We start from the raw sequence: 12,767 nt of genomic DNA, 5'->3' as shown, positions 1-12,767 counted from the left end.
CCAAACCCGCCGAAGAGCCTGTGAGTACCCGGCATCACCGGACGAGTCCGATGGCCTCAATCTCGATCATCCACTCAGGGTTGGCGAGTGAGGAGACCTCTACGAACGACTCCGCGAGGTGCGGCTTGTCCGGGAAGTGTTCCGCGCGCAACGTGGCAAAGATGTCCTGCTGCGCTATGTCCGTGACGAACACGGTCGCCTTGATTACCTCGGCGAGGCTGGAGCCCGCGTTGGTCAGGACCGTCGACAGATTCGCGAGCGCCTGACGGGCTTGCGTCTCGAAGTCCCCGGCGCCGACCGTGGCTCCCTGGGCATCGATCGGCGCCTGCCCTGAGGTGAAGACCAAGTTCCCGACCCGGACGCCGAGCGAGATACCGGCCGACTCGTACCAGTCGGGTTCCGCGGAGACGCGCACACGCTCGGCGGCAGGCTGTGTAACGGACATGTTGCTGACACTCCCTCAAAACTGCACACGCGGAGCCGGGCAGCTGTGATCAACCCGGCTTGATCGACAGCCACGAGACCCTGGGATTCATTCCCGAGGGCTCGCAAGACCGCCCCGGCACAGCTCGGGTGGACCAACTGCCTGCCGAGGGGCGGTGGTTAACGTGCGATGCCGCCCCTCGCCGTCGTCACCTGCGCAGCAGGGTCACCACCGCCGCGCCGCCCAGGCCGATGTTGTGGGCGAGGCCGACGCGGGCACCGGGGACCTGGCGCTCGCCGGCCGTGCCGCGCAGCTGCCAGACCAGCTCGGCCGCCTGGGCCAGCCCGGTGGCGCCCAGCGGATGCCCCTTGGAGATCAGCCCGCCGGACGGGTTGACCACCCAGCGCCCGCCGTAGGTCGTGGCACCGTCGGCGACCAGCTTCCCCGACTCGCCCTCCGCGCACATCCCCAGCGCCTCGTAGGTCAGCAGCTCGTTGATCGAGAAGCAGTCGTGCAACTCGATCACGTCGACGTCCTCGATGCCCAGACCGCTGGCCTCGTAGGCGCGGCGGGCCGCGGCCCGGCTCATCGGCGCGCCGACCACGTCGATGCAGGAGCCGGTGGCGAAGCTCTCCTCGGTGTCCGTGGTCATGGCCTGCCCGGCGATCTCCACCGCGCGCGCCGCCAGCCCGTGCGCGCGGACGAAGCGCTCCGAGACGACCACCGCCGCCGCGGCGCCGTCGGAGGTCGGCGAACACTGGAGCTTGGTGAGCGGGCGGTGCACGGTGCGGGCGGCGAGGATCTCCTCGACGGTGTACACGTCCCGGAACTGGGCGTACGGGTTGTGCGCGGAGTGCCGGTGGTTCTTGGCGCCGACCATGGCCAGCTGCTCGGCGGTCGTCCCGTGGCGCGCCATGTGTTCGCGGGCCGCGTTGCCGAAGATCTGGGCGGTGGGCGGGGTCATCTCGAAGCCGTGGGCCGCGGCCATCACGCCGTAGTGGCGGGCGACCGGCGAGGACGCGCCCCCCACATCAGTGGCTCCGCCACGGGCACCGCCGTCCGCGCCGGCGCCCAGCGCGCCGCGCTTCATCTTCTCGAAACCCAGCGCCAGGACGCAGTCGTTGAGGCCCGACGCGACGAACTGGCGGGCCATCATCAGCGCGGTGGAGCCGGTGGCGCAGTTGTTGTTGACGTTGTAGACGGGGACGCCGGTGAGTCCCAGTTCGTAGACGGCGCGCTGACCGGCCGTGGACGCCTGGTAGCAGTAGCCGACCGGCACCTGCTCGACGGCGTCGTAGCCGATGCCGGCGTCGGCGAGCGCCGCGCCGCCCGCCTCCTTCGCCATGTCCCAGTACTGCCAGTCGCGGGTCTCCGGTTTCTCGAACCGGGTCATCCCGACGCCGATGATGTACGCCGTGCCGGCCATGCGAATCCTCCTGGGCCAGATGACGGATACGGATGCAGGTCAGATGAGGGGGCGGGGTTCGGGGTCGCGGGGCAGGCCGAGGAGGCGTTCCGCGACGACGTTGAGCTGCACCTGGGTCGTGCCGCCGGCGATGGTCAGGCAGCGCGACATGAGGAAGCCGTGCAGCGCGGGTGCGCCGGGGCCCTCGCGGACCGCGCCGGCCGGGCCGAGGAGTTCCAGGGCCAGGTCGGCGACCTTCTGCTGGTGGGCGGTCTGCACCAGCTTGCGGATGCTGGCGCCGGCGCCCGGCTCCAGGCCCGACACCCGCTGGAGCGTGGTGCGCAGCCCGATGCAGCCGAGCGCGTGCGCCTCGGCGACCAGCGCCCCGACCCGGGCGCGGACCGCGCCGTCCAGTTCGGCGGTGCGGGCGACGAGCGCCTCCAGGCCGGTGTCGAAGGCCATCTGGTCGGCCATGTGGACGCGTTCGTTGCCGAGGGTGGTGCGGGCGACCCGCCAGCCGTCGTCGACCGCGCCGACCACCGCGTCCGCCGGCAGCGGCACGTCGTCGAAGTAGACCTCGTTGAAGAGGGCGTCGCCGGTGATCTCCCTCAGGGGCCGGACGTCGATGCCGGGTGTCGACATGTCGATGAGGAAGAAGGTCAGGCCGCGGTGCTTGGGCGCGTCCGGGTCGGTGCGGGCGAGCAGGATGCCGTGGTCGGCGGTCTGCGCCGCCGAGGTCCACACCTTCTGGCCGTTGATCCGCCAGCCGCCGTCCGCGGTCCGCTGCGCGCGAGTGCGCAGCGAGGCCAGGTCCGAACCGGCCTCCGGCTCGGAGAACAGCTGGCACCACAGCAGGTCGCCGCGGAGCGTCGGCGGCAGGTACCGCTCCTGTTGGGCGGCCGTGCCGTGCGCGAGGAGCGCGGGCACCACCCAGGTGGCGATGCCCAGTTCGCCGACCCGGACGCCGGCGGCGGCCATCTCCTGCTGGATGGCGAGCTGTTCGACCGGGCCCGCGCCCCGTCCGTACGGGGCGGGCAGATGCGGTGCGGCGTATCCGGTGGGGGCCAGGGCGCGGCGGGCGGCGGGCGGGTCCAGGCCGCGCACCGGGTCGAGGGCGGCGCGCGCCCGGTCCCGGAACTCCGCGGCTTCGGCGGGGAGTTCCAGCCGCAGTGCGCGGCGGGCGCCGGCCGCGGCGTGGCGGGCGGCGCGCAGCCGGTGGGCGTCGCCGCCGCCGAGCAGCTGGCGGGCGGTGATCGCGCGGCGCAGGTGGAGGTGGGCGTCGTGCTCCCAGGTGAAGCCGATGCCGCCGAGGATCTGGATGCAGTCCTTGGCGCAGCCGACGGCGGCGTCCAGGGCGGTCGCGGTGGCCAGCGCGGCGACCAGACCGCGCACCTCGGGCGGTGCGCCGTCGGCCCGGGCCGCGTCCCAGACCAGGGCGCGGGCCTGCTCGCAGCGGACGAGCAGCTCGGCACAGAGGTGTTTGACGCCCTGGAACTGGCCGATCGGGCGGCCGAACTGCTCGCGGACCGCGGCGTGTTCGGCGGCGGTGTGCAGCGCCCAGGCGGCGGTTCCGCAGCCTTCCGCGGCGAACAGCACCCCGGCGAGGTCCCGGACCAGCGCGCCGTCGAGCGTCAGTCGCCGGTCGGCGGGCACCGTCGCCCCGTCCGCGCGGACCTCGGCGGTCGGCCGGGTCGGGTCGGCGCTGTCGTGGACGCGGACGGCGAGGTCGGCGGCGTCCACCGCCAGCCACACCGTTCCGGTCGCGGCCTCCGCGGCCAGCACGATCAGGTCGGCGTCGCCGCCGCCCAGGACGGGCGGCGCGGTGCCGTCGAGGAGGTGGCCGTCGGCTCCTTCGACCGCGGTGAGGGAGCCGCTGTCGAGGGCGACGGCGGCGATCCGCTCGCCGGTGGCCAGCGCCCGGACGAGGTGCCGGGGGGCGCCGCCGCGGTGCAGCAGTGCCGCGGCGAGAACGGTGGGCAGGTAGGGGCCGGGCAGCGCGGCGCGGCCGAACTCCTCCAGGACGACGGCGAGGTCGAGCAGATCGCCGCCACCCCCGCCGTCGGCCTCCGGGAGGTGGAGGCCGAGGAGCCCCTGTGCGGCGAGCCCGTCCCAGTGGGCGGGGCGGCCGGTCCGTGCGGGCGGGGCGTCGAGCAGCTTGCGCACGTCTTCGGGCGGTACGGCGCGTGCGGCCCAGCCGCGCGCCGCCTCCGCGAGGTCACGATGGTCCTGCGTGATTCCGATCCCCATGGCGGGCAGAGTAGAACACGTTTCAATCTGACGGAAGGTCAGCCGAGCGGTGGGTGCCGGGCCGGAACGGCGCGGCACGACACGGCGCGAGGCGGCACCGGCACCGGCACGCCACGGCCCCCGGTGCGGCGACCCCGACGGTCGACGGGAATCGACCGCCTCCGACGCGGACCGGAAACGCACCGCGAATTCGCGCGGGCCGCTCGCCATTCCCCGCGCCCGCCCCGCACGGCGGTTTATCCGCGCGCCTTTATCCCGCACCGTTTCGGGACGCCGCCGGCTTTCCTTCCCGATCCGGTCCCGACACCCGTGCCGGTGCGCGTTCCGGCGCGTGTTCCGGTGCGCGTTCCCCCTTCCGTTCCTCGGACGCCGGAATGCGCGGAATTCACGGATGCCGGGAACCACCGTCCGCTATTGGGAACGGACGACTGCGGAAGCAGCGGGGGCAGGAGAAGCACCCCGGCGGGCACACCGGGCGCCCCGGGCGCACCGCCACCCGGGAACCGGCAAACCGGGAGCCGGAACCGCCGGACCGGAACCCGGAACCCGGAAAACGAACCCCCGTTCCGATATCGCGCCCGCCGTACGGCACGATCCCTACGGCACGATCCGCACGACCCCGTCCGCGCGGCCCGTTCCCCGTACACACCCCGTCCCACCAGGAGGAAGCCCATGACCGCTCCCACGGCCCCGACCGCCCCCCGGCCGGAGATCCTCGCCGCGTTCGAGGCGGCGAAGGGCTTCATGCCGGTGGACGAGGGGCTCGCCCTGTACGCGGCGGCCGGCGAGGCGGCGGCGCTGGGGCTGCCGCTGGTGGAGATCGGCAGCTACTGCGGCCGTTCCACGCTGCTGCTGGCCGAGGCGGCGCGCGCCGCCGGCGTGATGGCCGTCACCGTGGACCACCACCGGGGCAGCGAGGAGCAGCAGCCGGGCTGGGAGTACCACGATCCGGAGGTGGTCGATCCGGTCGTCGGCCGGATGGACACCCTGCCCGCCTTCCGCCGCACCCTGCACGCCGCGGGCCTGGAGGACCGGGTGATCGCCCTGGTGGGCCGTTCACCGCAGATCGCGGCCCTGTGGCAGGCGCCGGCCGGCCTGGTCTTCATCGACGGCGGGCACACCGACGAGCACGCCACCGCGGACTACGAGGGCTGGGCCCCGCACGTCGCGGAGGGCGGGCTGCTGGTGATCCACGACGTCTTCCCGGATCCGGCGGACGGCGGCCAGGCCCCGTACCGCATCTACCGCCGGGCCCTGGAGTCCGGCGCGTTCACCGAGGTTTCCGTCCACCGTTCGCTGCGCGTCCTACGACGCACGGGGCCCAAAATCTGAGGCGGCTACCATCGCGCAGGTGTCGAACGGCAGTACTTTCCCCCCGCCCCGCCGCTCACGCGGCCCCCTGCTGATCGTGTTGGCGGTGGTGGTGGCCGTCGGGGTCGGCGGCTGGCTGCTCTGGCGGCCACCGGGCGGCGGCCTCTTCCCCGCCGGCGGCCCGGCCTCCGGGTCGCCGTCCGCGGACGGCGGCGGGGCCGGCGACGACGCCCCCACGGCGGGTGCCGACCGCCCGGCCCCGGCCGGCGGTCCGCGCCTCAAGGGCAGGACCGTGCTCCTGGACCCCGGCCACAACCCGCGCAACCGGGACCACACCCGGGAGATCGCCCGGCTCGTCGACATCGGCAACGACCGCAAGGAGTGCGACACCACCGGCACCGCCACCGACGGCGGCTACGCCGAGGCGGAGTTCACGCTGGACGTGGTCCGACGGGCCCGGACGCTGCTCCGGGCGGAGGGCGCCCGGGTCGTCCTCACCCAGGACGGCGACCGGCCGTACGGGCCGTGCGTGGACGGGCGGGCGGCGGCGGGGAACACGGCGCACGCCGACGCCGCGGTCTCCGTGCACGCCGACGGCTCGGTCGCCGGCAACCGCGGCTTCCACGTCATCCTCCCGGCGCGGGTCACCGCCGGCGCGGCCGACACCTCACGGATCGTGGGGCCGTCGCGGGACCTGGGCGAGCGGCTGGCCGACCGGTTCGCGGCGGTGACCGGAAGCGCACGTTCCAATTACGTCGGCCACGGGACCGGGCTCGACGTCCGCTCCGATCTCGGCGGGCTCAACCTCTCCACGGTGCCGAAGGTGTTCATCGAGTGCGGCAATATGCGCGATCCGAAGGACGCCGCGCAATTGACCGATGCACAGTGGCGGGAAAAAGCGGCCCGCGGGATCACGGAGGGCATTACGGACTTCTTGACGCGCTGAACACACTCCCGACCAGCCGAACGGACTTCCGGCCGAGGGCCCTACCGATACCCGGGGCGGCCCACAGGATTCGACGATAGGTTCCCTTTACGATGGGGGACCATCGCCGTGCCTCGCACCGCGCCAGCGACAGCGTCGACGCCCTCACGAAGTCGACCAGGAACACGAAACCGACAAAGGACCTTTACGTGAACATCCGCTCCCTCAGTCGAGGCGACGGCGTGGTGATCGGAGCAGCGGTGCTGCTGTTGATCGCCTCGTTCCTCAGTCTCTACGCGTACGGCGACACGAACGCCTGGCAATCGCTGCACCTGCTGATGAGCGTCTACCTGGCCGGCGTCATCGCCGCCGGCCTGATCGTCACGGCGCGGGCGCTGCCGCAGCCCCGGAAGGTCGCCGGGCTGGAGCTCGGGCAGTTCGGAGTGGCGCTGTCCGTGTTCGCCGCCTGGACCGCGTTCTGGGCGATCATCGACAGCCACGGCGCGGGCGCCGGCCTGATCCTCGGCCTGATCGCCGCGCTGGTCCAGGCGGCCGCCGCGGTGGCCACCCCGCTCGTCCCGGCGCTGAAGGTCGCCCTGGTCGGCGCGGTCCGCCCGCAGGTCTCCGGGCCGTACGGCAACGCCGGCGCCACCCAGGGCTACGGCTACCCGGGCGCCCAGCAGCAGGGCGGCTACGGCTACCCCGGCGGGCAGCAGCAGGCCGGCCAGAGCTACGGCGGCCAGCAGGCCCCGGCCGGGGACGCCGGCGCCACGGCCGGCGGCGCGGCGGGCGCCACCCCGGCGGCCGGCGGCCCGGCGGACTTCGCCCCGTTCTGGTTCGCGGTGCCGGTGGCCCGCCCGCTCTACAGCGAGGAGGGCTCGCCGTCGCCGATCGCCGAACTGGCGCCCGGCACCTGGTACCTCGCGGTGGAGCAGCGCGGCGCGGCGCTGATCGCGCAGACCCAGGACGGTCGGCGCGGCATCCTCCAGGACACCACCGGCATCCAGCGCGGCTGACGCAGCCGGCACCCCGCGGTCCTGTCGCGGCCTTCGGGCCGGCCCGGCCCCTCGCCCTCCCGGGCGGGGGGCCGTTGCCATGTCCGCGACGGCGCCGTACAGTGCGGCGGACCAGCGAACTGACGCATCGTCACCTACGGGTGGACCACCGGACGTCGGAGAGAGGCGGGGCCATGCGACTCGGTCTGGCACTCGGCTACTGGGGCCGCGGCCCCGACCCCCGGCACCTCGAACTCGCCCGCGAGGCAGAGCGGCTGGGCTACGACTCGGTGTGGACCGCGGAGGCGTGGGGCTCCGACGCGTTCACCGCCCTCACCTGGATCGCCGCGCACACCTCCCGGATCAAACTGGGCACCGGCATCGCCCAGATGGCCGCCCGCACCCCCACCGCCACCGCGATGCACGCCCTCACCCTCGACCACCTCTCCGGCGGGCGGATGCTGCTGGGCCTGGGACTGTCCGGGCCGCAGGTCGTCGAGGGCTGGTACGGGCGGCCGTTCCCCAAGAGCCCGCTGACCGCCACCCGGGAATACGTGGACGTCATCCGCCAAGTGCTGCGCCGGCAGGGCCCGGTGGCGTCGGACGGCACCTTCCACCCCCACCCCTACCAGGGCCCGGACGGCACCGGCCTCGGCAGACCGCTGAAGCCCATCACCCACCCCCTACGGGCCGAACTGCCGGTCCTGTTGGGTGCTGAGGGACCGCGGAACATCGCCCAGACCACCGCGATCGCGGACGGCTGGCTGCCGCTGTACTGGTCGCCCACCCGCACCGAGGTCTACGCGAAGTCGCTGGCCGACGCCCCGGACGGCTTCCTGATCGCCCCCATGGCGCGCGCCGTGGTCTGCGACGACATCGCCGAGGGACTGCTGCCGGTCAAGGCGATGCTCGGCTTCTACATCGGCGGGATGGGGCACGCGGCCAAGAACTTCCACGCGGACCTGATGGCGCGGATGGGATTCGAGGACGAGGCCCGGCGGGTCCAGCGGCTCTTCCTCGAAGGCCGCCGGGACGAGGCGGTGCGGGCCGTGCCGGACGCCTTCGCCGACGAGATCTCGCTGGTCGGCCCGCGGGAACGGATCGCGGAACGACTGGAGTTGTGGCGCGCGGGGCCGGTCACCGACCTGCTGGTGACCGCCCCTGACCCACGGACGCTGCGGGTGCTGGCGGAACTCAATTCCTGACGCTCTGCCGGTTTCTCTGGCTTCCCACGTTGTCGACTCCCCCGCCGTGGGCCTGCGGCCGGCTGCTTCCCACGTTGTCGACTGCCCCGCCGCGGGGGTTGCTCGTTTTTGCGCCTGCGGCGCGGGGCCGCTGCGCGGGGCTGTCGGGTGCGGTGCCGGGTCTGCGGGGTTGGGGGTGTCCGGACTGCTGCGCTTTACGTCCGGACACCCCAACCCCGCAGACCCGGCACCTCCCGTGGGTGGTCATGAAGACGGTGGGTGGGGGTCGACGTCAGTGGGGCGGTGGTGGTTCAGGAGAAGGAGGCGTAGGTCAGCCAGCGGTCGAACAGCGGGCGGTCACCGAGCACCTCGATGCGCTCGCCGCCCTCGTCGTCGAGGGAACGTCGGCGGTAGAGGGCCAACAGCAGGTCGGTGAGCGGGCCGCGGAGGGCGACCGCGGCCTTCTCGTGGGCGCGGCGGTGGGTGAGCCGGTCGCCCGTCAGGTCCAGCACCCATTCGGCGTGCAGGGCGGGCGGGGCGTCGGTGGCGTGCAGGTGAAGCGTCCGGCCGGGGCCGAACAGGCCCTCGGCGCGGTCCGCCCAGCGCTCCGCCGCCGTTGGCAGCGCGCACAGTTCGAGCCACTCGTCCAGGCAGTCGGCGGCGACCTCCGGCGGGACCTCGTAGGCGGCGCCGGTGGTGAGCGCGGCGTCGGCGCGGTGGATCACCGTCTCGTGGACCATCCGGCGGGCCCAGAACCCGGCCCGGTCGTCCGACGCCCAGGACCAGGCGGCGGTGTCCGGGCCGGCCTCGCGCAGCGCCGCCACGGTGCGCTCGGCGCCCTCCGCCAGCCAGGCGTCGAGCGCCTCGGGGGTGTCGTCGTCCGGCCCGCCGGCGCCCGGAATCGTCGTCGGGTCGATCACGGCGGTGGCGCGGGTGGCGACCAGCTCACCGGCCCAGCGGTGCGCGCCGCCGACGTGCCGGGCGAGGTCGGCCAGGGTCCAGTCGGGGCAGGTCGGCACGGTCGCGGAGAGGTCGGCGTGGCGGATGGATGCCCGGAACTTCTCGGCTTCTGCGAGCAGTTGGGCGCAGTATTCCTCGTAGGTGAGGGAGCCTTGGAGCGACATACGTCGCACAGTAGTGCGCCGCCGCGCGGTTCCACCCCCCATTTGCGGGACGACCGTCACCATGTCGATCCACCCGTCTTCCCGTCTCCGCGTCGCCCACGGTCGGAACGCCGCGGAGATCCGTCGGAAGCGTCCCGGAGTGGGGCCACAGAGTTCCGGCGCCGGAGCCCCTCGACCGACAACGGGTCACCAACCCACCAAGGCGCACCCCCACGGCCTGAAACCCACCCATCAACGGGAGGGGACGGGTCTGTGGGGTGGGGGATGTGCGGACGTAAAGCGCAGCAGTCCGCACATCCCCCACCCCACAGACCCGGCACCGCACCCAACAGCCCCGCGCAGCGGACCCGCCCCGCACCCGACCAGCCCCGCGCAGCGGCACCGCCCCGCGCAGCGGATCGGCCCCGAGCAGCGGAACCGGCACACCCCGCCGTCAGGCGGACCGGCGTCGTCAGCCGCCCAGTTGGGACGTGCTGGGCACCTGGTCCTTCACCTCGGCGCCGTTCTTCTTCCCGACGTCCTTGACGTTGTTGATGACGTTCTGGAACTGGTCGACGTCGGCGGAGCCGGCCTCGCCCTTGCGGAGCTTGGTGCCGAGGTTCTTCAGCGAGTCGATGCCGCTGTTGAGCGGGGCCAGCGCCTTGGAGAGCGTCGGGTCGCCCTCGGCGTTGCGCACCGCGGCCTTGAGCCGGTTGTAGGTGAAGACCCCGGCCAGGCCCGCCTTGACCAGCGCGGTCTTGCGGTGCTTGGCACCCTTGTTGAAGCCGCCGGCCTTGTACGGCTTGATAATCCACTGGTAGGTGGCGCCGGCCGCCAGCCCGGCGTTGGTCACGAAGCGGGTCTTGGCGAACTTCTGCTTCTCCGCCGAGCTGGTGGGGCTGGGGGAGCCGCTGGCCCCGCCCTCGTTCTTCTTCGAACCGCCGCAGGCGACGGCGCCCAGGGTCAGGGTGCAGGCCAGCAGCAGCGCGACGACGCCCCTGCGCAGGGCGGCACGGTCGCGGACGGGGGACTGCGGAACGGTCACGGCGCGCCTCCGGCGGGCTCGGGTCGGCTGGGGAACATCGTCCGCAGCCTGACCCGCCCGCCGGAGGGCCGCCACCGGGCAACGGCCAGATGGGGGTGGCCCGTACGCCGGGCCGGTGGGCGGGTGCCCCCGGGGGGCGACTACCGGCAGCAGTCCGGCGCCAGTCCGGTCGGCAGCCGCTCGCCGCCGAAGACCGAGGTGGTGGCCTCGTCACCGCCGAGCGCGGCGACCGCCAGCAGCACCGAACCGGCGGTCCACGACGTCAGCTCCTGCGGCCAGATCGTCTCGTCCTCGAAGACGTAGCCGGTCCAGTACATGCCGTTGTCGGCGCGCAGGTGCTGGATCCACTTGAGGACCGTCACGGCCCGGTCGGACTCGCCCATCGCCCACAGCGCCAGCGCCAGTTCCGCGCTCTCGCCGCCGGTGACCCAGGGGTTGGGCACCACGCAGCGCACGCCCAGACCGGGGACGACGAAGCGGTCCCAGTCCGCGTCGATCCGCTCCTGGGCCGCCGTGCCGCGCACCGCGCCGCCCAGCACCGGGTAGTACCAGTCCATGGAGTAGCGGGACTTGTCGAGGAACCGCTCGGGGTGGTGGCGTATCGCGTGGCCGAGGCGGCCGACGGCCAGTTCCCAGTCGGGCTGCGGCTCCTCGCGCTGCTCGGCCATCGCCAGGGCGCAGCGCAGCGCCTGGTAGACGGAGGACGAGCCGGTCAGCAGGGCGTCGCGGACGGGCGTGCCGTCGTCCTCCCGCTTCCAGCCGATCTCGCCACCGGGCTGCTGGAGTTCCAGGACGTACTCGATCGCCGCGTGGACCGCCGGCCACATCCGGTCCAGGAAGGTCTCGTCCCCGGTGGACAGGTAGTGGTGCCAGGCCCCGACCGCGAGGTACGCGCAGAAGTTGGTCTCCCGGCCGCGGTCGGTGGGGGCGTTCGCGTCGCCGTCGGCGTAGGCGGCGTACCAGGAACCGTCCGGGTTCTGGTGCCGGACCAGCCAGTCGTAGGCGGCCTCGGCGCGCTCGTGCTCGCCGGCCGCGTCCAGTGCCATGGCGGCCTCGGTGTGGTCCCACGGGTCGAGGTGGTGGCCGCGGAACCACGGGATGGCGCCGTCCGTGCGCTGGGTCGCCAGGATGCCCTCGACCGTGCGGGCGGCCTGTTCGGCGGTGAGCACCCCCGGCAGGACGAGCCGTTCGGTGCGCCCGGGACTCGTCACTTGGCGGCCCCGCGGGCGGTGGCGGGCTTGGCGGCGGCGGTCCTGGTCGCGGAGCGGGTGCGCTTGGCTGCCGGCTCGGCGGCGGCCGTCGTCTCCGGCGCGGTCGCCGTCGCCGTCTCGGGCTCGGCCTCGGCCTCGGGCAGGTGCGGCTTGGTGGCGTAGGCGACGAAGCTCTTGCCGATGAGCGGGTTGAGGGCCTGTTCGGCGAGGCGGGTGGCCAGCGGCTTCTTCATGATGTCCCAGACCAGCAGCTTGTGGTACGCCTTCACCGGCAGCGCCTGGTCGTTGTCCACGCCGAAGGCGCACTTCAGCCACCAGTAGGGGCTGTGCAGCCCGTGCGCGTGGTGGGTGCCGTACGGCTCCAGGCCGGCCTGGCGCATTTTGCCCAGGAGTTCGTCGCCGCGGTAGATGCGGATGTGTCCGCCCTCGACCTCGTGGTAGGCGTCGCTGAGCGCCCAGCAGACCTTCTCCGGGCCGTAGCGCGGGACGGTGACCGCGATCCGGCCGCCGGGGCGCAGCACCCGGACCATCTCGGCGAGCACGCCCTTGTCGTCCGGGATGTGCTCCATCACCTCGGAGATGATCACGACGTCGAAGCTCGCGTCGGGGAACGGCAGCGCCAGCGCGTCGCCCTCCATGGCCACCGCGGAGGCGCCCACCGGGGCCTCGCCGGCCTCCTTCATCGCGGCGAACCACTTGGCGACCTCGCGGATCTCCTCGCCGTTCCGGTCCAGGGCGACGACCTGCGCGCCGCGCCGGTAACACTCGAAGGCGTGCCGGCCGGCGCCGCAGCCCAGGTCGAGTACGCGGTCGCCGGGAGCGAGCGGGAATCGGGAAAAGTCGACGGTCAGCACGGCGTTTACGCTTTCGTCCGGCGGTCAGGGGCGGGGTGAGGTGCGGCGTGGGCGGTGGGAGTG

The 12,767-nt window shown here is 73.6% G+C and carries 11 protein-coding genes; 4 read left to right on the top strand and 7 right to left on the bottom strand.

Going from position 1 to position 12,767, the window contains the following annotated elements:
• Positions 1 to 34 precede the first annotated feature (34 nt).
• The 3 genes from MOV08_RS28795 to MOV08_RS28785 all read right to left on the bottom strand — a co-directional run bounded on the left by MOV08_RS28795 (position 35) and on the right by MOV08_RS28785 (position 4,076).
• Positions 35 to 445 (bottom strand): RidA family protein, encoded by a 411-nt coding sequence (locus MOV08_RS28795; protein WP_275309437.1) that lies wholly within the window; start codon positions 443 to 445, stop codon positions 35 to 37.
• Between the two features lie 187 nt (positions 446 to 632).
• Positions 633 to 1,850 carry a thiolase C-terminal domain-containing protein gene (locus MOV08_RS28790; RefSeq protein WP_338057210.1) on the bottom strand — a complete coding sequence of 406 codons (1,218 nt, stop codon included), beginning with the start codon at positions 1,848 to 1,850 and terminating at the stop codon, positions 633 to 635.
• Positions 1,851 to 1,889: 39 nt separating this feature from the next.
• Positions 1,890 to 4,076, bottom strand: coding sequence for an acyl-CoA dehydrogenase family protein (locus MOV08_RS28785; RefSeq protein WP_275309436.1), 2,187 nt, complete (start codon positions 4,074 to 4,076; stop codon positions 1,890 to 1,892).
• A gap of 672 nt (positions 4,077 to 4,748) precedes the next feature.
• On the opposite strand from MOV08_RS28785, the gene MOV08_RS28780 reads away from it, so the two are divergent.
• From MOV08_RS28780 to MOV08_RS28765, 4 genes are all read left to right on the top strand, one after another.
• Positions 4,749 to 5,408 (top strand): class I SAM-dependent methyltransferase, encoded by a 660-nt coding sequence (locus MOV08_RS28780; protein WP_039637007.1) that lies wholly within the window; start codon positions 4,749 to 4,751, stop codon positions 5,406 to 5,408.
• Positions 5,409 to 5,427: 19 nt separating this feature from the next.
• Positions 5,428 to 6,333: an N-acetylmuramoyl-L-alanine amidase gene (locus tag MOV08_RS28775; protein WP_275309435.1), complete on the top strand. Its 906-nt coding sequence runs from the start codon at positions 5,428 to 5,430 to the stop codon at positions 6,331 to 6,333.
• Between the two features lie 188 nt (positions 6,334 to 6,521).
• Complete coding sequence (locus MOV08_RS28770) at positions 6,522 to 7,328, top strand: DUF5336 domain-containing protein (protein ID WP_275309434.1); 807 nt, start codon at positions 6,522 to 6,524, stop codon at positions 7,326 to 7,328.
• Between the two features lie 173 nt (positions 7,329 to 7,501).
• Positions 7,502 to 8,512 (top strand): LLM class F420-dependent oxidoreductase, encoded by a 1,011-nt coding sequence (locus MOV08_RS28765; RefSeq protein WP_275309433.1) that lies wholly within the window; start codon positions 7,502 to 7,504, stop codon positions 8,510 to 8,512.
• 290 nt (positions 8,513 to 8,802) lie between these two features.
• On the opposite strand, the gene MOV08_RS28760 is transcribed toward MOV08_RS28765, so the two are convergent.
• From MOV08_RS28760 to MOV08_RS28745, 4 genes are all read right to left on the bottom strand, one after another.
• Positions 8,803 to 9,615, bottom strand: coding sequence for a maleylpyruvate isomerase family mycothiol-dependent enzyme (locus MOV08_RS28760; RefSeq protein WP_275309432.1), 813 nt, complete (start codon positions 9,613 to 9,615; stop codon positions 8,803 to 8,805).
• 451 nt (positions 9,616 to 10,066) lie between these two features.
• Entirely contained in the window at positions 10,067 to 10,639 is a 573-nt protein-coding gene (locus tag MOV08_RS28755) for a hypothetical protein (RefSeq protein WP_078875927.1), read from the bottom strand.
• 140 nt (positions 10,640 to 10,779) lie between these two features.
• Entirely contained in the window at positions 10,780 to 11,850 is a 1,071-nt protein-coding gene (locus tag MOV08_RS28750) for a prenyltransferase/squalene oxidase repeat-containing protein (protein ID WP_275309431.1), read from the bottom strand.
• Positions 11,847 to 12,704 (bottom strand): class I SAM-dependent methyltransferase, encoded by an 858-nt coding sequence (locus MOV08_RS28745; RefSeq protein ID WP_039636995.1) that lies wholly within the window; start codon positions 12,702 to 12,704, stop codon positions 11,847 to 11,849. The genes MOV08_RS28750 and MOV08_RS28745 overlap by 4 nt, the downstream gene beginning before the upstream one ends.
• Positions 12,705 to 12,767: the final 63 nt, after the last annotated feature.

The organism is Streptomyces yunnanensis, assembly GCF_029011865.1.
Taxonomy (GTDB): Bacteria; Actinomycetota; Actinomycetes; order Streptomycetales; family Streptomycetaceae; genus Streptomyces; species Streptomyces yunnanensis.
This window is presented reverse-complemented; position numbering and strand designations above follow the sequence as displayed.

What these genes read in the sequence shown, in the direction of transcription:
- MOV08_RS28795 (WP_275309437.1), bottom strand. Translation starts at nt 445, where the DNA reads ATGTCCGTTACACAGCCTGCCGCCGAGCGTGTGCGCGTCTCCGCGGAA.
- MOV08_RS28790 (WP_338057210.1), bottom strand. Translation starts at nt 1,850, where the DNA reads ATGGCCGGCACGGCGTACATCATCGGCGTCGGGATGACCCGGTTCGAG.
- MOV08_RS28785 (WP_275309436.1), bottom strand. Translation starts at nt 4,076, where the DNA reads ATGGGGATCGGAATCACGCAGGACCATCGTGACCTCGCGGAGGCGGCG.
- MOV08_RS28780 (WP_039637007.1), top strand. Translation starts at nt 4,749, where the DNA reads ATGACCGCTCCCACGGCCCCGACCGCCCCCCGGCCGGAGATCCTCGCC.
- MOV08_RS28765 (WP_275309433.1), top strand. Translation starts at nt 7,502, where the DNA reads ATGCGACTCGGTCTGGCACTCGGCTACTGGGGCCGCGGCCCCGACCCC.
- MOV08_RS28760 (WP_275309432.1), bottom strand. Translation starts at nt 9,615, where the DNA reads ATGTCGCTCCAAGGCTCCCTCACCTACGAGGAATACTGCGCCCAACTG.